This is a genomic window from Actinoplanes sp. NPDC020271, from assembly GCF_044388125.1.
GTDB lineage: Bacteria > Actinomycetota > Actinomycetes > Mycobacteriales > Micromonosporaceae > Actinoplanes.
Genome location: NZ_JBIRWQ010000003.1, coordinates 214579 through 235030 on the forward strand (window position 1 = coordinate 214579; position 20452 = coordinate 235030).

The 20452-nt window shown below is 70.8% G+C and carries 24 protein-coding genes and 1 pseudogene; 10 read left to right on the forward strand and 15 right to left on the reverse strand.

The features are described 5' to 3' along the window. The first annotated feature begins 24 nt into the window (after positions 1-24). The 3 genes and pseudogenes from ACH442_RS08310 (at position 25) to dprA (ending at position 3223) form a co-directional block, all read left to right on the forward strand. Positions 25-384: a YraN family protein gene (locus tag ACH442_RS08310; protein WP_396337263.1), complete on the forward strand. Its 360-nt coding sequence runs from the start codon at positions 25-27 to the stop codon at positions 382-384. Next, positions 384-1889, forward strand: a pseudogene (locus tag ACH442_RS08315) (YifB family Mg chelatase-like AAA ATPase); the annotation flags it as partial. The gene ACH442_RS08310 and the pseudogene ACH442_RS08315, both read left to right, overlap by 1 nt. 158 nt (positions 1890-2047) lie before the next feature. Then, complete coding sequence (gene dprA, locus ACH442_RS08320; protein ID WP_396337264.1) at positions 2048-3223, forward strand: DNA-processing protein DprA; 1176 nt, start codon at positions 2048-2050, stop codon at positions 3221-3223. Positions 3224-3470: 247 nt separating this feature from the next. On the opposite strand, the gene ACH442_RS08325 is transcribed toward dprA, so the two are convergent. Beyond that, complete coding sequence (locus tag ACH442_RS08325; RefSeq protein ID WP_052164533.1) at positions 3471-3656, reverse strand: AlpA family phage regulatory protein; 186 nt, start codon at positions 3654-3656, stop codon at positions 3471-3473. Positions 3657-3872: 216 nt separating this feature from the next. On the opposite strand from ACH442_RS08325, the gene ACH442_RS08330 reads away from it, so the two are divergent. The 5 genes from ACH442_RS08330 to ACH442_RS08350 all read left to right on the forward strand — a co-directional run bounded on the left by ACH442_RS08330 (position 3873) and on the right by ACH442_RS08350 (position 8501). Then, positions 3873-4631, forward strand: a complete 759-nt coding sequence (locus ACH442_RS08330) for a hypothetical protein (RefSeq protein ID WP_396337265.1) — start codon at positions 3873-3875, stop codon at positions 4629-4631. A gap of 503 nt (positions 4632-5134) precedes the next feature. Continuing rightward, on the forward strand, positions 5135-5392 hold the full coding sequence (locus ACH442_RS08335) for a hypothetical protein (RefSeq protein ID WP_396337266.1): 258 nt from the start codon (positions 5135-5137) through the stop codon (positions 5390-5392). 336 nt (positions 5393-5728) lie between these two features. Further along, positions 5729-6133: a winged helix-turn-helix domain-containing protein gene (locus ACH442_RS08340; protein WP_396337267.1), complete on the forward strand. Its 405-nt coding sequence runs from the start codon at positions 5729-5731 to the stop codon at positions 6131-6133. A gap of 55 nt (positions 6134-6188) precedes the next feature. Further along, positions 6189-7295 carry a tyrosine recombinase XerC gene (locus tag ACH442_RS08345; RefSeq protein ID WP_396337268.1) on the forward strand — a complete coding sequence of 369 codons (1107 nt, stop codon included), beginning with the start codon at positions 6189-6191 and terminating at the stop codon, positions 7293-7295. 21 nt (positions 7296-7316) lie between these two features. Continuing rightward, entirely contained in the window at positions 7317-8501 is a 1185-nt protein-coding gene (locus ACH442_RS08350) for an aminotransferase class V-fold PLP-dependent enzyme (protein ID WP_396337269.1), read from the forward strand. Here ACH442_RS08350 and ACH442_RS08355 read toward each other — a convergent pair. From ACH442_RS08355 to proS, 13 genes are all read right to left on the reverse strand, one after another. Further along, positions 8469-8918: a murein hydrolase activator EnvC family protein gene (locus ACH442_RS08355; protein WP_396337270.1), complete on the reverse strand. Its 450-nt coding sequence runs from the start codon at positions 8916-8918 to the stop codon at positions 8469-8471. The genes ACH442_RS08350 and ACH442_RS08355 overlap by 33 nt on opposite strands. An 84-nt stretch (positions 8919-9002) precedes the next feature. Continuing rightward, positions 9003-9326 (reverse strand): DUF2469 domain-containing protein, encoded by a 324-nt coding sequence (locus ACH442_RS08360; RefSeq protein WP_014447123.1) that lies wholly within the window; start codon positions 9324-9326, stop codon positions 9003-9005. After that, on the reverse strand, positions 9323-10162 hold the full coding sequence (locus ACH442_RS08365) for a ribonuclease HII (protein ID WP_396337271.1): 840 nt from the start codon (positions 10160-10162) through the stop codon (positions 9323-9325). The genes ACH442_RS08360 and ACH442_RS08365 overlap by 4 nt, the downstream gene beginning before the upstream one ends. Then, on the reverse strand, positions 10163-10681 hold the full coding sequence (locus tag ACH442_RS08370; RefSeq protein ID WP_396337272.1) for an NUDIX hydrolase: 519 nt from the start codon (positions 10679-10681) through the stop codon (positions 10163-10165). It lies immediately after the preceding gene. Positions 10682-10726: 45 nt separating this feature from the next. Further along, the gene (lepB, locus tag ACH442_RS08375) at positions 10727-11389 is read right to left on the reverse strand and encodes a signal peptidase I (RefSeq protein WP_396337273.1); all 663 of its coding nucleotides are present in this window, start codon (positions 11387-11389) and stop codon (positions 10727-10729) included. Then, the gene (gene lepB / locus ACH442_RS08380) at positions 11386-12225 is read right to left on the reverse strand and encodes a signal peptidase I (protein ID WP_396337274.1); all 840 of its coding nucleotides are present in this window, start codon (positions 12223-12225) and stop codon (positions 11386-11388) included. The genes lepB (ACH442_RS08375) and lepB (ACH442_RS08380) overlap by 4 nt, the downstream gene beginning before the upstream one ends. 207 nt (positions 12226-12432) lie before the next feature. Beyond that, positions 12433-12789 carry a 50S ribosomal protein L19 gene (rplS, locus tag ACH442_RS08385; protein ID WP_396337275.1) on the reverse strand — a complete coding sequence of 119 codons (357 nt, stop codon included), beginning with the start codon at positions 12787-12789 and terminating at the stop codon, positions 12433-12435. A 142-nt stretch (positions 12790-12931) separates the two neighbouring features. After that, positions 12932-13696, reverse strand: a complete 765-nt coding sequence (gene trmD / locus ACH442_RS08390; RefSeq protein ID WP_396337276.1) for a tRNA (guanosine(37)-N1)-methyltransferase TrmD — start codon at positions 13694-13696, stop codon at positions 12932-12934. Next, positions 13693-14259 carry a ribosome maturation factor RimM gene (gene rimM / locus ACH442_RS08395; protein WP_396337599.1) on the reverse strand — a complete coding sequence of 189 codons (567 nt, stop codon included), beginning with the start codon at positions 14257-14259 and terminating at the stop codon, positions 13693-13695. Before rimM ends, trmD begins: the two co-directional genes overlap by 4 nt. Before the next feature lie 49 nt (positions 14260-14308). Continuing rightward, positions 14309-14566 (reverse strand): RNA-binding protein, encoded by a 258-nt coding sequence (locus ACH442_RS08400; RefSeq protein WP_023561857.1) that lies wholly within the window; start codon positions 14564-14566, stop codon positions 14309-14311. After that, positions 14544-15068, reverse strand: coding sequence for a 30S ribosomal protein S16 (gene rpsP / locus ACH442_RS08405; RefSeq protein ID WP_396337277.1), 525 nt, complete (start codon positions 15066-15068; stop codon positions 14544-14546). Before rpsP ends, ACH442_RS08400 begins: the two co-directional genes overlap by 23 nt. Before the next feature lie 173 nt (positions 15069-15241). After that, a complete protein-coding gene (locus tag ACH442_RS08410) occupies positions 15242-15889 on the reverse strand; it encodes a DUF402 domain-containing protein (protein WP_396337278.1) in 648 nt (215 codons plus the stop codon). A gap of 41 nt (positions 15890-15930) precedes the next feature. Beyond that, a complete protein-coding gene (gene proS / locus ACH442_RS08415) occupies positions 15931-17337 on the reverse strand; it encodes a proline--tRNA ligase (RefSeq protein ID WP_396337279.1) in 1407 nt (468 codons plus the stop codon). A gap of 83 nt (positions 17338-17420) precedes the next feature. Between proS and ACH442_RS08420 the strand changes: the two genes are divergently transcribed. Together ACH442_RS08420 and ACH442_RS08425 are read left to right on the forward strand one after the other, a co-directional pair. Then, positions 17421-17906, forward strand: a complete 486-nt coding sequence (locus ACH442_RS08420; RefSeq protein ID WP_396337280.1) for a SigE family RNA polymerase sigma factor — start codon at positions 17421-17423, stop codon at positions 17904-17906. Then, positions 17896-19347 (forward strand): PQQ-binding-like beta-propeller repeat protein, encoded by a 1452-nt coding sequence (locus ACH442_RS08425; protein WP_396337281.1) that lies wholly within the window; start codon positions 17896-17898, stop codon positions 19345-19347. Before ACH442_RS08420 ends, ACH442_RS08425 begins: the two co-directional genes overlap by 11 nt. Here ACH442_RS08425 and ACH442_RS08430 read toward each other — a convergent pair whose 3' ends face one another. Next, positions 19348-20424 carry an amidohydrolase family protein gene (locus ACH442_RS08430; protein ID WP_396337282.1) on the reverse strand — a complete coding sequence of 359 codons (1077 nt, stop codon included), beginning with the start codon at positions 20422-20424 and terminating at the stop codon, positions 19348-19350. Between the last annotated feature and the right edge of the window lie 28 nt (positions 20425-20452).

Consider the following 20452-nt stretch of genomic DNA (forward strand, 5'->3'; position numbering starts at 1 on the left):
CGGTTCCTGCCAGCGTCCCGCGGCATGACGAATCAGCGGCAGGCGGTCGGGGCGTACGGCGAACGAATCGCCGCCCGGCATCTGGAAGAGCGCGGGCTGACCATCCTGGCCCGCAACTGGCGATGTTCCGACGGGGAGGTCGACCTCATCCTGCGGGACGGCGACTGCGTGGTGTTCTGCGAGGTGAAGACGCGGCGGACGGCGACGTTCGGGCCACCGGCCGGTGCGATCGACGCCCGCAAGGTGAACAAACTGCGGTTGCTGGCGATGTGCTGGCTCGCCGAGACCGCGACCCGCGCCCCGCAGATCCGGTTCGACGTGGTGGAGGTGCTCCCGCAGCCGCGAGGCGCCAGCCGGGTCGTGCACATCCGGGCGGCGTTCTGATGAGCTACGCACGGGTGCTCTGCGTCGGCCTGGTCGGGGTCGCCGGCCGCCTGGTCGAGGTGGAGGCCGACCTCTCCCCGGGCCTGCCCGCCGTGGTGCTGACCGGGCTGCCCGACGCCGCGCTCCAGCAGGCCCGCGACCGGGTCCGCGCCGCCGTGGTGAACAGCGGCTGCGACTGGCCGCACGGGCGGATCACGGTCAACCTGCTCCCGGCCGCCCTGCCCAAACACGGCAGCAGCTTCGATCTGGCCATCGCCGCGGCGCTGCTGACCGGCGCCGGTGACCTGCCGATCGGGCCGCTGGACGGGGTGATCCTGCTCGGCGAACTCGGACTGGACGGGACAGTGCGCCCGGTCCGCGGCGTGCTCCCGATGGTGGCCGCCGCCGCCCAGGCCGGGATCAGCCGGGTCATCGTGCCGCTGGCCAACGCCCGCGAGGCGACCGTGGTGCCCGGCGTGACGGTCCGCGCGGTGGACTCGCTGCGCCGCCTGGCCGACTTCGTCCGCGGCACCGAACAACTGCTCGACCCGCCGCCGGAGTCACCGGCACCACCGGTCACCGGGCCTGACCTGGCCGACGTCGCCGGGCAGCAGTTCGGGCGGTACGCGCTGGAGATCGCCGCCGCCGGCGGTCACCACCTCGTCCTGCTCGGACCGCCCGGCGCGGGCAAGACGATGCTCGCCGAACGGCTGCCCTCGATCCTGCCGACGCTCGACGACGAGGCGGCGCTGGAAGTGACCGCACTGCAGTCGATCGCCGGGGTGCTGCCGCCGGACAGTGGGCTGATCCGGCGGCCGCCCTATCAGGCGCCTCACCACAGTTCGAGTTCGGCGGCGTTGATCGGTGGGGGGAGTGGGCTGGCTCGGCCCGGGGCGCTCTCCCTCGCACATCGGGGCGTCCTCTTTCTGGACGAGGCCCCGGAGATCGCCCGGACGACACTGCAGGCGTTACGGCAACCGCTGGAAAGTGGGCGGGTGGTACTGGCCCGGGCCCGTGGCACCACCGAGTACCCGGCTCGGGCCCAGTTGGTCCTCGCCGCCAACCCCTGCCCTTGCGCCAGCACGGATCAACGCTGCACCTGCAGTCCGCAGATCCGGCAGCGCTACATCGGCCGGCTCTCCGGCCCGCTGCTCGACCGGGTGGACATCCGCATCGATCTCCTACCGATGCGAGCCGCGCAACTCATCACCGAGAAGGGTCCGGCCGAGTCCTCCGCCTCGGTGGCGGCCCGCGTCCTGCGGGCACGCACCGCGGCAGTGGAGCGGTGGAACTCCCGGGGCGGCTGGCGGGTCAATGCCGACGTGCCGGGGCCACGACTCCGGCAGCCGCCCTGGCTGCTGCCGGCACGCGACACCGTCGCTCTGCGCACCGCGCTGGATCGGGGGACGGTTTCGGCCCGCGGGTTCGATCGAGTGCTCCGGCTTGCGTGGACCATCGCGGACCTCGACGGGCGTGACCGCCCCGGCGGCGACGACGTGGCAGAAGCCCTGCAGCTCCGGACCGGGAACGTGGGTCCGGCCTCCACGGCTGCGGCTCGTCGATCGCATCCCACGCCGGGACGGCCTGATCCGACTGCCTCCGCGGCGGAAGAAGATCCACCGGGAGATCGCACGGCCATCGGCCCCGGGCCCGCCGGCCCCGCCGATGACGCGGTGGTGGGGCGATGAACGAGCCCGGCAGTCACGCCGATCGGATGGCGCGGGCCGCGCTCACCTGGCTCGCCGAGCCCGGCAACCGGGCGATCTGGACCCTGGTCCAACAGATCGGCGCCCCGACCGCTCTGGACCGGCTGCTCGCCGGGGACGTACCGGACCGATGGCTGCGCTCCGCGGTCACCGCCCGGACCGCGGCCGGCGACGCCCGGCACATCGCCGCGGACGCGATGCGCCTCGCCGAGGAAGCCGGCGCCCGCCTGGTCGTGCCCTCCGACGCCGAGTGGCCGGCCCGCGTCGACACCCTGGCCACCCTGGAGATCGACAGCGGCATGCGGGTCAACCGCGACACCCGTCCGCCGCTCTGCTTCTGGGTACGGGGTGACCTCCCCCTCGGCGAGACGCTGGAACGGTCGGTGGCGATCGTCGGTGCGAGGGCGTCCACCGGCTACGGCACGCACGTCACCAACGAGCTGGCGTACGGCCTGGCCGAACGCGGCTGGACCGTGGTCTCGGGAGGCGCGTACGGGATCGACGCAGCCGCTCACCGCGCCGCGCTCGCCGCGAACGGCGCAACCGTGTCGGTGCTGGCGTGCGGGGTCGACCGGCCGTACCCGGTGCAGAACTCGGAGATGTTCGCCCGCATCGCCGAACGCGGGCTGCTGATCAGCGAGTGGCCGCCCGGAGCCGAGCCGCTGAGGCACCGTTTCCTGATCCGGAACCGGGTGATCGCCGCCGCCACCGTGGGCACGGTCGTGGTCGAGGCGGCCGCGCGCAGCGGCGCCACCCAGACGATGAGCCGGGTGCTCGCCCTCGACCGCCCCGGAATGATCGTGCCGGGTCCGGTGACCTCGGCGATGTCGGTCGGCTGCCACGAACTGCTGCGGAAGTACCCGACCGCCCGCCTGGTCACCTCGGTCGCCGACGTATTGGAGGAGGTCGGCCGGATCGGGGAGTACCTGGAGCCGGCGCCGCGCGGGCGTGAGCACCTCCGGGACCTGCTGGACGAGGAGTCGTCACTGATCCTGGAGGCTCTCCCCCACCGCGGTACGGCGACGGCGGAGGAACTGGCCGCGGAGGCCCGGCTGGACCTGCGTACCGTCCTGCGGCGTCTGTCCCTGTTGGAGGCCGCGGGTCTGGTGATCCGCACCGAGGGCGGCGTCATGCTCGCGTCCCGGGGCGGCTAGTCAGATGACCCCCACCACCCGATCGGGTGAAAGCGCCGACATTCTTCCGCCGCCGACGGTCGGACAAATCCACCGTCTCCAGTGGATCGGAGAGATCGTCACGTCGATCTTGACCACGGCACTGAGCACGCTTTTCGCGGCAAATCTCTGCGGAAACTTTGTACGCGGGACGAGCCCCCGCCGCCACGGCCGGACGACGCCCGGGCGGTCGGGTCCAGCCGGTGGACCCGAGCCGCCGAAGAGGCGATCAGTCCTCGGATTCATCCAGGTCACGGCGGTGGACCTTCATCCACGCCTCGACGTCCTCGGTCAGCCACACCTTGCCCTGGGCGAGGTCCGCGACCGGCTTCGGAAAGTCCGCGCGGCTGGTGATCTGGTACGCCCTCTGACGACTCACACCGCCCAGGCGGATACGGATCTCGTGTGCGCCCATGAGGCGGATCGGCTTCACTCCCACATGATCGACCGTAGGCGCGAGACTATTAGGCGTACGGCACGTTGGCGGGAGACAGCTAGTCCTACGTCCATTACCATGCTCGCCATGACTAGATGTCGCCCGACAAGTGGACCGGTTCCCGTTTCGCCACGTCACCGCCGCGACTGGCGCACACTGTGGCGGCGGTGCCGGTGCGGGCTGCTGGCGCCCTGCGTGGACCGGCTGGTGCCGGCGCCGGTCAAGCCGTACCCGCCGCGCGGTGATGCCCAGGAGCGGACGGGCCCGCCCGCACATTCCGACAAAGCTCCTCCGGATCGGCAGACGCCCCGCACGGTGACGGTGCCCGAGCAGCGCCGGGCGCCGACTGTCCACAACACCCGGTCGCACGACTCCCCGGATCCGGACTCGGAAGAGCCCGGCGATGAACGAACGGGGCTCAGCCCCGAAACGGCGGGAGGCTCGGCGGCCAAGGACCAGGCCCACAAGGATGCGCCGAAAACGACTATTCCGGCGCGGGCACGCGGCTGGTTCGGCACCGCGGCGGATCCCAGCGCGTCGACACCCGATCGCATAGGCGATGGCGCACAGCGCAGCACACCAGCGCCCGGCCGGCTCGGCGGCGAGCCCGGCATGGCAGCACGCGGCCGGCTCGGCGACGAGCCCGAACCCAGCATGGCAGCACGTGGTCGGCTCGGCGACGAGCCGGACGAGACCAGCGACACGATGACGGCCGGGCTCGACTCGCTCATCGAGGCGATGAACAGCCCGGAGGCCGACAAACAGCCGAGCCGGGACAGCATTCCGGCGGGCAGACCGGCCGCGCGTCCGACCGGTCGAGCCTCCGTGCCCCGGCACCGGCATTCGGAGGCCAACGTCGGACGGGCCGGCAACCTGACGCCCGGGCAGCGCCATCGCACCGTCTGCAACGACCCGTTCAAGAACCACCTGCACCGGCGCCGCGACCAGCACTGACCAGCACAGCAAGGAGGCGGGAGGCGCACCGACGGGCGGAACCGTGAACCCGGACGCACGGCCGAGCGGCACGCGGCGAGAGGCAACGATCCGCCCCCGGACGGCTTCCACAGCGAACTTCAAAGATGAAAACCACAACTGAGCGGTACGGCCTGTGGGCGTCGCCGTGTCGGCCCATCACGGCCAAAGCGGCGGCCCGCGGCCCGGCGGGTCTTCGCCGAGCCGGGCGAGCCGAGCCGGAGCAACCCGAGCCCGGGCGAGCCGAGCCGGAGCAACCCGAGCCCGGGCGAGCCGAGCCGGAGCAACCCGAGCCCGGGCGAGCCGAGCCGGGCAAGCGGGCCGAGCAGACCGAGACGAGCAAGCCGAGCAGAGAAAGCCGAGCAGAAAAAGCCGAACCGGGGCAAGCCAAACCACGGCGAGCGAGTCGCGGCGCGGCGCGGCGATCAGGCGGCAATGGGCGCAGCCGGCCGTGATGGTGCAGGCCAGATTCGGGGGGAACATCGTTGACCGCCACACAGGGAACTGAACACCTGCATGAACGGCCGAACTGGGACTGCCACGCCTGTGGCCGCCCCTGGCCGTGCCCCACCGCCCAGGCCCGGCTGCTCTACGAGTACCGGGCGTTTCCGTCGCTGCTGCGGATATACCTGTCGGCGCAGATGTACGACGCGCTCCAGGACATGGTGATCGACGGCGGGAAACCGGTGAACCTCCACGACCGGTTCCTCGCCTGGGCCTGGCACGAGCCACCACGCCGTTGACAATCCACGCCGACGCCCCGGACCAGCCCAGGCCAGGACGATTCGACGAGCCACCCCGCGCCGCCGTGCCGCAACGCCAGCACGACAACCCGACGCCGGCACGACAACCCGACGCCGGCACGACATCCCAGGCGAGCACGACGAGCCGAGGCCAGCACGACGAGCCGAGGCGAACGGGCGACGGTCGCGCCCAGCAGTCACTGACCGGCCTGGCAAAACCGTCGCCCGTTCTTCCGCCCCGGCCGGCTTGGCCTTCCGAGGCGGCGTCTCCATTGTAGTTACATGGGTCTGTAGGTACAACGTGACGGAGGATCGTGGTCACGTAAAATAGTGGTCATGATCGATCATTCGGCGGACCGGGCGGTCTTTCGACAGCTTGCTGACCTGCTGCGGGATCGTATCCAGTCCGGCGAGTTGGGGCCCGGCGAGCCGCTGCCGAGCGAGCTGCGCCTGGCTCAGGATCACGGGCTCAGCCGCACCACGGTGCGTCAGGCGATCGGCCAGCTGCGCACCGAGGGGCTGGTCACGGTCGACCGCCCACGCGGAACCTTCGTCCGCGTGCCGGAACCGGTGCAGGTCGTCACGCTGGCCCGCGGTGAACGCGTCAGCGCCCGGATGCCGACCGACGCCGAGCGCCGCAAGCACCGCCTCGGCGAGGGCGTGCCGGTGCTGGTCGTGACCACTCCGGCCGGCGGCGAGACAGTCCACCCCGCCGACCGCGTCCATCTGACCCGCCCATGACATGCCCCGACCCTACGGTCGGGGTACGACAAGAATCCGCGGCACACTGAACACCGTGGACGCCCATCGACGACGGCCCCGGCCGAAACGAGTGACCGAGCTGCACGAGGCGCTGCCTCCGGAGCTACGGGAGGCCGTGGACCGGTTCGGGCATCACCTGGCGGTCGTCGAGGATCGGTCGGCCCACACCGTGCGGGCGTATCTGGGTGACGTGGTCTCACTGCTCACGCACGCCGCCGACCAGGGCTGTTCGTCGGTGGCGGACCTGGACGTCACGGCCCTCCGCGGGTGGCTCGCAGCGCGGTTGGGTGAGGGCGCCGCCCGTACCTCGCAGGCCCGGCGAGCCGCAGCGGCCCGGACCTTCACCGCTTGGTCTCACCGGGTCGGCCTGGCCCCGTCCGACGCCGGCGCCGCGCTGGCCAGTCCCCGCGCGCACCGTGATCTCCCGCATGTCCTCCGCGCTGAGCAGGCGGAGGCCTTGGTCACGGCCCCCGGTACCCGGCCCGGCCCGGTCGGCGAGGGAGATCAGGCGGACGAGGTGGCGATCCGGGATCGGGCGGTGCTGGAGCTGCTCTACGCGACCGGGATCCGCGTCAGCGAACTCTGTGACCTCGACGTGTCCGACATCGATCACGCCCGGCAGGTGGTCCGCGTCTTCGGCAAGGGCGGCAAGGAGCGCGCGGTCCCCTACGGTCACCCGGCCCGCGACGCCCTGGACACCTGGCTGCGCCAAGGCCGCCCCGCCCTGGCCGGATCCGCCCGTGCGGAGCACGAGGCCACCCGCACGCAGCATCGGGCCGGCGGCACAATCCATGCCGGAGCCGACGCGACGACGAGCGGCGCAGGAAGGGCCGGGGCGCTGAAGGGCAGTAAAGGGAAATCCGCCACCGACGCCCTCTTCCTGGGCCGCAAAGGCGGCCGGCTGCAACCGACCGTGGTCCGCCGCGTGGTCGCCACCGCCGCCCGGAACGCCGGCCTCCCCCACACCAAACCGCACGACCTGCGCCACTCCGCCGCCACCCACCTGCTCGACGGCGGCGCCGACCTGCGAGCCGTCCAGGAGCTGCTCGGCCACAGTTCGTTGTCGAGCACGCAGATCTACACCCATGTCTCCACCGAGCGGCTGCGTGCGGCGTTCCGTCAGGCGCATCCGCGGGCCTGAGACGCCGTACGATCGGAAACCATGAGCGCCGAAGATCCACCGCAGCCCGTCCCCGGCGCCCGGTTGCTGTTCTCGCTGGATCCGGCGGTGTCCTACCTCAACCACGGGTCGTTCGGCGCGCTCCCGATCAGTGTCCAGCGCGCCCAGCAGCGGCTACGTGACGAGATGGACCTGAATCCGATGCGTTTCTTCGGCGTCGGCCTGCTGGACCGGATCGTCCACACCCGACGGCATCTGGCCGCGTTCCTCGGCGCGGACCCGGACGGCAGCGCGCTGACCACGAACACCACGGCCGCGGTCAGCCTGGTGTTGCAGTCGGCCGGGCTGGGCCCGTCGGACGAGGTGCTGCTCACCGATCACACCTATGGCGCGGTCGCGATGGCGGTGCGGCGCGAGTGCCGCCGGACGGGTGCGACCGCGCGGACGGTCGCGGTGCCGCTGGGCGCCTCCGGGCCGGAGATCATTTCCCGGGTACGGATCGCTCTCCGCCCCGGCCGCACGAAACTGCTGATCATCGACCAGGTGACGTCGGCCACCGCCACGCTGTTGCCGGTGCGCGAGATCGTGGCGGCAGCGCGTTCCCAGGGCATCCCGGTCTTCGTCGACGGTGCGCACGTGCCGGGCATGGTGCCGGTGAACGTCTCGGAGATCGGGGCGGATTTCTGGGTCGGCAACCTGCACAAGTGGGCGTGGGCGCCGCGCGGCACGTCGCTGCTGGTGGTGGCGCCGGAGTGGCGGCGGCGGATCGATCCGCTGGTCGTCTCGTGGGAGCACGATCAGGGGTTCCCGCTGTCGGTCGAGTTCCAGGGGACGCTGGACTATTCCCCGTGGCTGTCCGCGCCGGCCGCGGTCTTCGCGATGCGCACGCTGGGGCTGGAGGCGATCCGGGAGCACAACGTCGCGCTGGCCGCCTATGGTCAGCGGGTGCTGGGCGAGGCGCTCGATCTGGCGCCGGCCGAGCTGCCGGATCCGGGGCCGGGTGTCTCGATGCGGATCGTCCCGCTCCCGGCCGGCCTGGCCACCACCATCCCGGAGGCGCACGCGCTGCGCCAGCACATCGCCGACAAGCTGGCCGTCGAGACGCAGGTGAACGCGTGGGGCGGCCGGGGGCTGCTGCGGTTGAGCGCGCAGATCTACAACCGCCCGGAGGAGTATCACCATCTCGCCGAGCGCCTACCCGGCCTGCTCAACGCCTGGCATTGGTAGCAGTCTCACCGGCCCGAGCCCGAGCAACGTCAACGGGTCCAGGTAGTCCCGGCCCCGCCGGACACCCCAGTGCAGGCAGGCGCTGACCGGGCAACCGGCGTGTCCTGCCTCCAGAACCCCCAGCGGTTCGCCCGCGGTCACCGCGTCTCCCGCGGCGACCGACGCGGTGACCGGCTCGTAGGTGCTGCGCAGTCCACCGGCGTGCGCCACGCTGACCACTCCGCGCCCGGCGACCCGGCCGGCGAAGACGACCGTCCCGCCCGCGGCGGCCTCAACCGTCAGACCGGGCCGCCCGCCGAGGTCGACACCTCGGTGCCCGGCCAGCCACGGCTGCGGCGGCGCCTCGAACCGCCGCGTGACCTGTGGCGGTGTCACCGGCCACGAGAACGAGCCGGGCACCGCCAGGACGAGAGCCATAAAGAAAAACATGCGGGCGAGTCTGGACGGCTCTCAGCCGGCCGGCGACTCGCCCTGTGGACAACCGCGCGGTGTGGAAACCCGTCAGCCTCCGAAGCCGGCGTCATCCGGCAGTGAGATGTCCGGTTTCTCCAGCTCTTCGACGTTCACGTCCTTGAACGTCATCACCCGCACGTTCTTGACGAACCGGGCCGGACGGTACATGTCCCAGACCCAGGCGTCGTGCATCTCGACCTCGAAATACACCTCGCCGTCGGAGTTGCGCACGTGCAGGTCCACCTGGTTGGCCAGGTAGAACCGACGCTCGGTCTCCACGACGTAGGAGAACTGGCGGACGATGTCGCGGTACTCCCGGTAGAGCTGCAGCTCCATCTCGGTCTCGTACTTCTCGAGATCCTCTGCGCTCATCGTGTCTCGCCCTCCATGGCCTCATCTTCCCCCACCGACGGCGACGGCTGAGGCTGCTCGCCCGACGCCACGCCGACGGTACCCTCAGCCGCGCCCGGAAGCAGCAGCGGCTCGGTAACGGATACATCGAACAGGGACGGCACCGGCGCCGGAGCGGCCGGCCGGCGGGCACGCGGCGGCACGTTGCCACGGCCCGAGGCGGCGGCCACGTTCACATACGAGAAGCGGTGCTCGACGCAGGGCCCGTGGCGCAGCAGCGCGGCACTGTGCTCGTCCGTTATGTAACCCTTGTGCACGGCAAATCCGTACTCCGGGAACTGGTCGTGCAGCTCGACCATCAGCCGGTCCCGGGTGACCTTGGCGAGCACGCTGGCCGCCGCGACGCAGGCCGCCACCCGGTCGCCCTTCCACACCGCCAGGCCGGGCACGCCCAGCCCGTCGACCGGGAAGCCGTCGGTCAGCACGTACTCCGGGCGGACGGTCAGGGACGCGAGCGCCCGCCGCATCGCCGCCAGGTTGCAGACGTGCAGGCCGCGCGCATCCACCTCGGCCGGCGGGATGATCATCACGGACCAGGCCAGCGCGCGGTCGACGACCTCCGCGTAGACCCGCTCACGGGCGGCGGCGGTCAGCAGTTTCGAGTCGGCGAGCCCGGGCACCTCGCCCCGCTTGCCCGCGGGCAGAATCGCCGCGGCGGCGACCAGCGGACCGGCACACGCCCCCCGGCCGGCCTCGTCGGCGCCGGCCACGTGCTCGAAACCGCGCCGCTGCAGCGCCTGCTCCAGGGCGTAGAGCCCGGCCTCCCGGCGGACCACGGTGCGAGGAGGAGCCAACATCTAGAGACCCATTTCCCGTACGCCGTCAGCCGCCCCTGACGACGCCGAGGAGGCGCCGTCGACGTGGTCGCGCAGCAGCCCGGCCAGATCGGCGGGGTAGATCAGCTCGCCGGTCGCCTCGAGCTCGGCCGCCGACCACCAGCGATGCTCGATGATGGTGAGCTGCTCCTCCTCGTCCATCCCGGCGGTGTCGACCTGCCACTCGGGCACCCGGAACAGGAAGAAGTCCTGCGTCTGCACGTAGTCACGGCCGTCGTAGGAGAATTCGGCCCGCTCGTGGCGGATCGGCTCGCCCAGGTCACCGGCGTCGACGCGCAGCCCGGTCTCCTCGAACAGCTCCCGCGCGGCGGCCTGCACCGTGCTCTCGCCCGGCTCCAGCCCGCCGCCGGGCGTGAACCACCAGCGCATCCCCGGCCGGGCCGGATCGCTGCCGTGCAGGAGCAGGGCGCGGCCGGCCCGGTCGACCAGAAGCACCCGGCCGGCACGGCGCGCGATGGCGGGCTGGTTCGACTCGGTCACCCGTCAAGACTAAGCACTGGTCGTCGATCTTCCGAACCGCCCTCTCTACTGAGCGGCGGCGTCCGGGATGTCCGCGTACGTATCGGGCACGGTCAGCCACGTGGCGCGGCCGATCGGCCAGAAGGTGACGAACGCCCGGCCGACCACCGAGTCGATGGTGGTCGTCGCGTCCTGCAGCTTGCCGGCCTCGTCGGCCGCGGTGCTCTGCTCGTAGTGCTCCAGCGAGTCACCGGAGGCCTCGCGGTGGTCGCCCATCACCCAGAGCCGCCCGGCCGGGACCGTGATGTCGAACTTCTCGTCCGCCACCTGGTTCCGGTCGCCGTCGGCGCTGGTGTAGATGTACGGCTCGTCGAGCGAGTGCCCGTTGATCACCAGCCGGCTCTGGTTGTCGCAGCAGACCACGTGATCACCGGGGGTGCCGATGACCCGCTTGATGAAGTCCTCCCCCTCGACGCCGGACTGCCAGTCGGCGGGCGCCTTGAAGACGATGATCTCGCCGCGTTTCGGATCACGGAAGTCGTAGACGAGCTTGTTGACGAGCACCCGGTCCCACACGTTCAGCGTGTGCTCCATGGATTCGGACGGGATGTAGAACGTCTGCAACACGAAGGCGCGCACCAGGACGGCGACGAGGATCGCCACGCCCAGCAGAATGGGAAGCTCGCGCCAGAAGGACCCGCGGCGCTTTTCGGTCTGCTCGTCAATCACGCTCGGAGCCTACGTCGTCGAGCTACGAACGACATGGTGGAACGCGCGGATAGCGCCGCGGTCAGCAGCAACGGGAAGAGGCTGCCGGCGACCTGGGGATCCTGCCGGGGCTGCGGCCCGGGTGGCCCGATCGCCGCGGTCGGATGATCCTTGGCGAACTGTTTCCAGACCTCCGGGATCTCGTGCTGGGTGAATCTGCTGCTGGGCCAGACGGTGACGAAGGCCCGGCCGATCACGTTCTGGATCGGGACCGGCCCCTGGCAGCGAGCGTCCTGGGAGACCAGGCGATGGTCGCCCATCACGAACATCTGCCCGGCCGGGACGGTGACCTCAGCGAATTTGCGGCTGGTGCACTGACCGGCGATCACCGGCTGACTCAGGTCGGAGTTGAAGCCGTCCGCGATGTACGGCTCGTCGATGCCGATCCCGTTGACCGTGATCCGGCCCTGCTCGTCACAGCAGGCGACCTTGTCACCCGGAAGACCGATCACCCGTTTGATGAAGTCCCGCTCGCCGGGACGACTGACGCCGACCAGGTCGCCGACGGTGCGGCCGAGTTTCGCCCCGAACGTGTTGCTGACCGGCTCGGTGACCTCCGGCGCCCAGTTGTCGGTGCCGCGGAACACCACGATCTCGCCACGCAGCGGGTCGCGCATGTCGTAGACGACCTTGTTGACCAGCACCCGGTCCTTGAGCTCCAGCGTCTTCTGCATCGACCCCGAGGGGATGTAGAACGCCTGGACCAGAAAGGTCCGGATGAGCACGGCCAGGCAGAACGCCACCACCAGCAGCAAGGGCAGCTCCTGCCAGAGCGGCATCTCCTTGCGCCTGAGCATCGACCGCCGACGAGGGGACGGACGATAGCCTTCCATCGGATCCACGCTTCGCATCTCCTGACGCCTACCGGCCGAACCGCCCCCGGATACAGCACTACCGCCCGGGTTTCCCGGCTAGGGGAAGTTACGGGCGGTAGGGCTGGAATGGTTCATCATCCGGCACAGCCGACAGCCTAGGCCCTCGTGGCTGTGCCGGATCTGAGAGGCTCAGACGGACTGCTTCTCCCGCAGCTCCTTGATCTTGGCCTTCTTGCCACGGAGCTCACGCAGGTAGTAGAGCTTGGCGCGGCGGACGTCACCACGGGTGACGACCTCGATCTTGTCGATCACCGGGCTGTTGAACGGGTAGGTCCGCTCGACGCCGACGCCGAAGCTGATCTTGCGAATCTTGAAGGTCTCGCGCAGGCCACTGCCCTGACGACCGATCACGACGCCCTGGAAGACCTGGACACGGGAACGGTTACCTTCGACGACCCGGGCGTACACCTTGAGCGTGTCACCGGCCCGGAAGTCCGGGATGTCGGTGCGCCGCGACCGGGCGTCGAGCTCGTCCAGCGTGTTCATCGCTGCATCCTCGTATAACTAGTGCTCACCGTGGGTTCGGTGACGCAGACGGGTACTACTGACTTCCCACGCCCGGTTTTGATCAGGCGTAGCGAGAAGTCCTCGTCCCACCCCACGGCGCGGGGTGAAAACGGCAACCTCCCTACTCTGCCACACGCTGTGGCGGGAGCTCCAATCCAGCCTCGGCGAGGGCCTTGCGGTCCTTCGAGTCGAGGTTCTCGGCCGGGTAGGCGGCGAAGAGGTCGGGCCGGCGGTCCGCGGTCCGGAGCAGGCTCTCGGTACGGCGCCAGCGGGCGATCCGCCCGTGGTCACCCGACCGCAGCACGTCCGGCACCTCACGGTCGCGCCACGACGCCGGCTTGGTGTAGACGGGCGCTTCGAGCAACCCGGCCGCGTGCGACTCCTCGGTCAGCGAGTCGGCGTTGCCCAGCACCCCGGGCAGCAGGCGAGTGATCGCCTCCATGATCACGATGACCGCGACCTCGCCGCCGAACAGCACGTAGTCGCCGAGCGAGACCTCACGCACCGGCATCCGGGACGCGGCGTCGTCGATCACCCGCTGGTCGATGCCCTCATACCGCCCACAGGCGAAGATCACATGCGGAAGAGCGGCCAGCGCGTACGCGTCAGCCTGCGTGAACGGCTTCCCCACCGGTGACGGGATGACCAGCGTCGACTCCGGCGTTACGACCGCGTCCAGCGCCTGACCCCACGGCTCGGGTCGCATGACCATGCCGGGCCCACCACCGTACGGGCTGTCGTCGACCGTCCGGTGCACGTCATAGGTCCAGGTGCGCAGATCGTGCACGGTGAGGTCGAGCATCCCGGTGGTCCGCGCCTTGCCGATCAGGGAGAGGTCGAGCGGGGCGAAGTAGTCCGGGAAGATCGAGACGATGTCGACCTTCACAGATCCAGGAGCCCTTCGGGGAGGTCCACCACGATCCGGCCACCGGCGACGTCCACGGTCGGGACCATCGCGGTGACGAACGGGATCAGCGCGGTGCCGCCGGTCGCCTTCTTCAGCACGATCAGATCGGAGGACGGAGCGTGATCGATCCGGTCCACCGTGCCGAGCGCGACGCCGTCGAGCGACTCCACGCGCAGCCCGATCAGCTGGTGGTCGTGGAACTCGTCCGGGTCGTCGGGCGGTGTCAGACCCGCGGAGTCGACCTGGAGGAACACGCCACGCATCGCCTCGGCGAGGTTGCGGTCGTAGATGCCCTCGAAGAGCGCGATGCCGCGGCCCTGATGCCAGCGGATCTGCTCGAGGGTGAGTTGTTTCGGGACTTCGAAGCGAGCACCGGGAGCGGGGGTGCCCGCCGGGCCGGTGTTCACCCGGCGGTCCCGGGGGACCTCCGTGGTGAACACCGACCCGACGGTGAAGCGTTCCTCGGGCTCATCGGTCCGCACGACTACCGAGACCTCGCCCCGGATGCCGTGCGGCTTACCGATCTGGCCGACGACGAGCAGCACTCGAACTCCCTTTTCGCAGTACGGCGAAGCTTTTTCGGGAGCTCGGTCAGTACGCGTCGACGATGTCGACGCGGATGCCGCGCCCACCGATCGACCCGATCACCTGACGCAGTGCCTTCGCCGTCCGCCCGCCGCGCCCGATGACCGTTCCCAGGTCCTCCGGGTGCACGCGGACCTCGAGCCGCTTGCCGCGGCGCGAGTCGACCAGACGGACCCGGACGTCGTCCGGGTTGTCGACGATGCCCTTGACGAGGTGCTCCAGCGCAGGCCGGAGTGCCCCGTCAGTTCGCGTCGGCGCCGGCACCGGCCGGGTCCCCTGCCGTCTCGGCAACAGCCTCACGGTTCGGCTCGGCCGGGTCGACGGCCTTGGTCTCCGCCGGCTTGGCCTCAGCGGCCTCCGGAGCGGCGGCCTGCTTCTCCGACTTCGCCTTCTTCGGCGTCGCGGCCGGCTTGGCGTCGGCGATACCGGCGGCAGCCTTGGCCTCGGCCTCGTAGACCTCGGTCTTGCTCTGCTTGCTCGGCGCGACCAGCAGCGGCGGCGGGGCCGGCAGGTTCTTGAACTTCTGCCAGTCGCCGGTCTTCTCCAGGATGCGCTGCACCGGCTCGGACGGCTGGGCGCCGACCGACAGCCAGTACTGCACGCGCTCGGACTTGACCTCGATCACCGAGGGGTGTTCCTTCGGCTGGTAGATGCCGATGTACTCGATGGCGCGACCGTCGCGCTTGGTGCGCGAGTCGGCGACGACGATGCGGTACTGCGGGTTGCGGATCTTGCCCATCCGCAGGAGCCGGATCTTAACGGCCACGGTGTATTCGCTCCTGGTGACTACGTGGGTGAGCCGACCGGAACCCACGTGGGGATGTGGGGCCGATGCCTCGTGGATTGGCAAAGCGATGAGGGGTTAGAGGGCGCCTCACGACATGCCGGATACCAACGAGCCATTCTGCCAGATGAACGGCGGACAAGCCCAACCGGGTGTCAGCGCGCGCCGGGACGATCCCAGCCGGCCGGCATCTCCACCGGAACGGGCCAGGCCGGATCCGGCCGGAAGTCCGTCCAGGTCCCGTCGAACGGGAACTCGCCGGCCTCGATCTTCTTGATCACCCGGCGCCCCTCGGCCCACACCTCGTCCGGGTCCGGCACCCAGTAGTGCTCGGGCAGGGCGAGGCGCTCGGCGAACTCGTCCTCGTCCTTCCACCGCCACGTCCGGTCCGGCGCGGCGACCACGTCGAGGTCCTGATCCACCACGTCGACGCCGGCCAGGTCACCGTCGTCCCAGCGGATCGCGCGCTCCTCGAGGTTGACGTACCAGTTGGTGAAGTCGCCCTCGGGCGAGCGGAAGAACCAGACCGAGTGCTCGCCCGAGGCCGGCAGGAACTTGAGGATGCCGGGACCGGACCAGGTGACCGGGATCAGCTCGTGCTCCAGCGTCACCCACTCGGTGAACGGCATGTCGCGCACCCCGCGGCCGTCCACCGCGACCTCGATCACCATGGCCGAGCCGCGGGCCAGCCAGAGCAGCAGCCCGCGCTCGTCGTCGGAGACCACCCGGCAGGGCCGGACGTTGACCAGCCGGCCCGCCGAGAAGTTGCGGTACAGGACCGGCCGGCCCACTTCAAAACTCATGACTGAACCGATGTGACCCTCTGTTTCCGCCGCGGATCAGCTCAGTACGAACGGCCCAGGTACGCGATCAGGTCCGGCTCCTCGTCCGACTCCGGCATCGTGCCGTCCTCGCGGGTGAGGCAGCGGACCGTGACGGCCTTGGCGTTCGCCTGCTTCTCGCCGGCGTCACCGACCGCGGACCACGGCACCCGGGCCCAGCCGGTCTGTGAGGCCTCGATCGCCTCCTCCAGCGTCTTCACGTCGACCGTGCGCTCGACCCGGAACGCCAGCGCGTCGTCGAAGAGCCGCTGCTGGTCGGCCTTGAGCGCGGCGACCACCGCGCTGGCGACCTCGGCGAGCGCGATCGGGGACTTCGAGCCGTCGACCCGGCGGGCCACCACCGCGTTGCCGTTGGCCAGGTCACGCGGACCCACCTCGACGCGGATCGGGACGCCCTGCAGTTCCGCGTCCACGGCCCGGCGACCGAAGGGGATGTCCGCGCGGTCGTCGAGTTTCACCCGTACGCCCGATTTCTTGAGATCTTCCCGGAGCTGCGCAGCAGCCTCCGCGACGCCCTCGCCCGCCTTGACCACCATGATCTGCACCTGGATCGGCGCCAGCCGCGGCGGCAGCCGCAGGCCGTTGTCGTCGCCGTGCACCATGATCAGGCCGCCGACCATGCGCGTCGAGGTGCCCCACGACGTGGTCCAGGCGTGCTCGACGGTGCGCTCGGCCGACGAGTACGTGATGTCGAACGCCTTCGCGAAGTTCTGCCCGAGCTCGTGCGAGGTGCCCATCTGCAGTGCCTTGCCGTCGCCCATCATGGCCTCGACGGTCATGGTGTTGGTCGCGCCGGCGAACCGCTCGCCCTTGGTCTTGCGGCCGGGGACGACCGGGATGGCCAGGAAGTCTTCCATGAACGCCTGGTAGACGTGCTTGTGGATCTCCCGCGCGTGGTCCCGCGCGTCCTGCTCGGTGGCGTGCGCGGTGTGCCCCTCCTGCCAGAGGAACTCGGTGGTGCGCAGGAAGGTGCGCGGGCGCAGCTCCCAGCGAACCACGTTCGCCCACTGGTTGAGCAGCAGGGGCAGGTCACGGTACGAGTCGACCCACTTGGCCATGAACTCGCCGATCACGGTCTCACTGGTGGGACGCACGACCAGCGGCTCGGCGAGCTCCTTGCCGCCGGCGTGGGTGACCACGGCCAGTTCCGGCGAGAAGCCCTCCACGTGGTCGGCCTCGCGACGCAGGTAGTTCTCCGGGATGAAGAGCGGGAAGTAGGCGTTCTGGACGCCCTGCTCCTTGATGCGCGCGTCCATGTCGGCCTGCATGCGCTCCCAGATCGCGTAGCCGACCGGCCGGATCACCATCGTGCCGCGCACCGGGCCGTTGTCAGCGAGTTGCGCCTTGGCGATGAGGTCCTGATACCAGCGGGGGAAGTCCTCCGCACGGGGAGTGAGCACGCGAGCCATGAGGAAGCATCGTAGTCGTGGCCCGAGCGCAACCGGCCGGGTGGGCATCCCGTGTCCCTCAACGGAGAAGGACGGGGTGACGGATGGATTTCGACGGCTTCTACCGGGACACCTCCCGGCGGCTGCTGCGATACGCGTACGGACTGACCGGTGATCCCGGCGAGGCCCAGGACCTGGTGCAGGAGGCGTACGCGCGGGCGTGGCAACGCTGGCGCCGGGTGTCCGCGTACGAGGACCCGGAGGCGTGGCTGCGCCTGGTCGTGAACCGGCTCTCCACCGACCGCTGGCGCCGGATCGGCGTACGCCGGGCCCGCGCCGCCGCCGAGCCGCCCCCGCAGCCCGTCGGGCCGCCCTCGGACGACGTGGTCCTGCTCGTGCGGGCCATGCGCGAACTGCCGGACGCCCAGCGCCGCGCGCTCGCCCTGCACTACCTGCTGGACCGCTCGATCGCCGAGATCGCCACCGAGACCGGGAGCTCGCTGGGCACGGTCAAATCCTGGCTCTCCCGAGGCCGAGCCGCCCTCGCGGCCACCCTCGGTTCCCCGGAAGGAGCTCGCCGTGTCCACTGAACTCGAAGAAATGTTCACGGCGCTGGCCCGGCAGGCCGACGCGATCACCCTCGGCGGCGCCGAGCAGGCCCGCGACCGGGGCCGGCAGCGCCGCAACCGGCAGCGGGCGGTGCTCGCCAGTGCCGCCGCGGTGATACTGCTGCTGACCGGGGCGGGCGTGGTCTCGGCCCGGCTGCACCGCAAGGCCGACCCGATCCTGGCCGCCACCACCCCGGCCCGGATCCGCGGGCTGGCACAGCTCGGCGACCCGGTCGCGCCGCTCTTCGGGGAGACCTGGAAAGCCGCGCGGATCGCCGGGAACCGTGTCTTCGGGCTGTCCCGGGGCCAGGCGATCGCGATCGACACCCGGACCGGGCAGCGGCTCTGGACCCTGCCCGGGCTCGACGACACGTACCTCGGCCTGGTCGCCACCGCGAAGATGGTCCTCCTGGTCCGCCGGGAAGCTTCGCAGCCCGACGACATCAAGGCCGGGGAGCGGCGGGTCCTCCAGGCCTACGACGCGGTCACCGGCAGGTCCAGCTGGCTGCTGACGTACACCACCGACGACCGGCTTGTCCTGCACGAGGACGTGCTGGTCCAGCTGACCGCGACCGATCACCGGATCACCGCGCACGCCCTGGACAGCGGGAAGACGCTCTGGTCGGCGTCCGGCGGGGCGACGGTGATCAGCGGGATGCGGGTCGCGGCGGACAACTCGGAGGATCACTACGGCGTCAGCTCGGCGCTCTACTCGCCGGAGTCCGAGAAGGCGTTCCCGTACACCGACGACCGGCTGGTCTCGATCACCGCGGCCGGCCAGGTGGTGATCCGGGACATCCGGACCGGCAAGATCCGGTCCACGGCGCAGAGCCGCCCGAACCCGGAGCAACTGCTCGGGTACGAGGGCACGATCTACACCGAGGACTCCGGCGAGGACGGGCGGATCCTGGGCACCCCGGGTCGCCGGCTCTACACGCCGCACGACCCCTGGTACTGGAACGACTTCTTCCCCTGCGGACCCCAACGGCTCTGCCTGTACGAGTACCGGGACCTGGACGGGACGACCGAGCGCCAGGAGGCCCACCTGGTGATGATGGACGCGGCCACCGGGCAGGTGCTGCGCTCGACCGCGGCGGTGCCGCTGATCGGCGACCACGGGGTCCGCCTCGGGCACGTCATGACCAGCGCCGGCGGCGACAAGGGGACCGCGCTCTACGACGAGAACGGACAGGCCCGGTACGCCGACAACGGGATCGGCGGGTTCGCCGACGACGGGAACGCGCTGACGCTGACCCGGGACGCCGGGGACGGGCAGTTCACCGTCCGCGGCGTCTCCAACATCGACTTCCGCAAGGTCACGCTGGGGGTGATCCCGGAACTCTCCGGGCGGTGCGACTGGAACGACGACCTGCTCACCTGCCCGACCGGCAAAGGCCTTTACACCTGGCGGCTCACCCGCTGATCACCGGATGACGGCGCCCCGCAGGACGATCCGGCGGGGCGCCCTCACCACCCGCAGATCCCGGCGCGGGTCGGCGTCGTAGACCACCAGGTCGGCCAGGCCGCCCTCGACCAGGCCGGCGAAACCCAGCCACTCCCGCGCCCGCCACGACGCCGCGGCCAGCACGTCGACCGCCGGGATGCCGGCCTCGTGCAGGTAGAGCATCTCCTCGGCGGCCAGCCCGTGCCGGATCCCGCCACCCGCGTCCGTACCCACGTAGATCGGCACGCCGGCCTCGTGGGCGGCCAGCACCACCTCGGGGAAGTTGTCGCGCAGGGCGAGCATGTGGTCCGCGTACCCGGCGAACTTGGACCGGGCCTGATCGGCGATCTTCCCGAACGTCCGGATGTTGATCATCGTGGGCACCAGGGCGGTCCCCCGGCGGGCCATCTCGTCGATCAGCTCCAGGGACAGGCCGGTGCCGTGCTCCACCGAATCCACCCCGGCCCGCACCATGATCTCGACGCCCTCCTCGGAGAACGTGTGCACCGCGGCCCGCGCGCCCGCCGCGTGAGCGGCCTCCACCGCCGCCGCCATCGTCGCCGCGTCCCAGCTCGGGGCGAGATCGCCGACCTCCCGGTCGATCCAGTCACCGACCAGCTTGACCCAGCCGGTGCCGGCCTTCGCCTGCGCGGTGACCGCGGCCGCGACCTCCTCGGCCGGAACCTCGACACCGATGTCCCGCAGATAACGCCGCGGGGGCGCGACGTGCCGCCCGGCGCGGGCCAGGCGGGGCACTCCCGGTTCGTCGTCCAGCTCCGGATAGGGGTACGGCGAACCGGCGTCCCGCAACGCCAGGACGCCCGCGTCGCGGTCGAGGCGGGCCAGCTCGCGGGCCTGGTCGAGGCTCTCGATCGGCTTCGCGCCGTAGGCGATCCCGAGGTGGCAGTGCGCGTCGACCAGCCCGGGGACGATCCACCCGCCGTCACTGATCGTCTCGGCATCGGCCACCGGCTCGAACGTGACCCGATCACCGACCAGCCAGATGTCCCGGACCTCGCCGTCCGGCAGCACCGTTCCCCGCACATGCAACGCCATGCAACAGTCCTACCGGATCAGCGACCGT

Excerpts from the sequence above, each read along its gene's own strand:
- ACH442_RS08310 (WP_396337263.1), top strand. The coding sequence starts at position 25 with ATGACGAATCAGCGGCAGGCGGTCGGGGCGTACGGCGAACGAATCGCC.
- dprA (WP_396337264.1), top strand. The coding sequence starts at position 2,048 with ATGAACGAGCCCGGCAGTCACGCCGATCGGATGGCGCGGGCCGCGCTC.
- ACH442_RS08325 (WP_052164533.1), bottom strand. The coding sequence starts at position 3,656 with ATGGGCGCACACGAGATCCGTATCCGCCTGGGCGGTGTGAGTCGTCAG.
- ACH442_RS08340 (WP_396337267.1), top strand. The coding sequence starts at position 5,729 with ATGATCGATCATTCGGCGGACCGGGCGGTCTTTCGACAGCTTGCTGAC.
- ACH442_RS08350 (WP_396337269.1), top strand. The coding sequence starts at position 7,317 with ATGAGCGCCGAAGATCCACCGCAGCCCGTCCCCGGCGCCCGGTTGCTG.
- ACH442_RS08355 (WP_396337270.1), bottom strand. The coding sequence starts at position 8,918 with ATGGCTCTCGTCCTGGCGGTGCCCGGCTCGTTCTCGTGGCCGGTGACA.
- ACH442_RS08360 (WP_014447123.1), bottom strand. The coding sequence starts at position 9,326 with ATGAGCGCAGAGGATCTCGAGAAGTACGAGACCGAGATGGAGCTGCAG.
- ACH442_RS08365 (WP_396337271.1), bottom strand. The coding sequence starts at position 10,162 with ATGTTGGCTCCTCCTCGCACCGTGGTCCGCCGGGAGGCCGGGCTCTAC.
- lepB (WP_396337274.1), bottom strand. The coding sequence starts at position 12,225 with ATGCTCAGGCGCAAGGAGATGCCGCTCTGGCAGGAGCTGCCCTTGCTG.
- rplS (WP_396337275.1), bottom strand. The coding sequence starts at position 12,789 with ATGAACACGCTGGACGAGCTCGACGCCCGGTCGCGGCGCACCGACATC.
- ACH442_RS08410 (WP_396337278.1), bottom strand. The coding sequence starts at position 15,889 with ATGAGTTTTGAAGTGGGCCGGCCGGTCCTGTACCGCAACTTCTCGGCG.
- proS (WP_396337279.1), bottom strand. The coding sequence starts at position 17,337 with ATGGCTCGCGTGCTCACTCCCCGTGCGGAGGACTTCCCCCGCTGGTAT.
- ACH442_RS08420 (WP_396337280.1), top strand. The coding sequence starts at position 17,421 with ATGGATTTCGACGGCTTCTACCGGGACACCTCCCGGCGGCTGCTGCGA.
- ACH442_RS08430 (WP_396337282.1), bottom strand. The coding sequence starts at position 20,424 with ATGGCGTTGCATGTGCGGGGAACGGTGCTGCCGGACGGCGAGGTCCGG.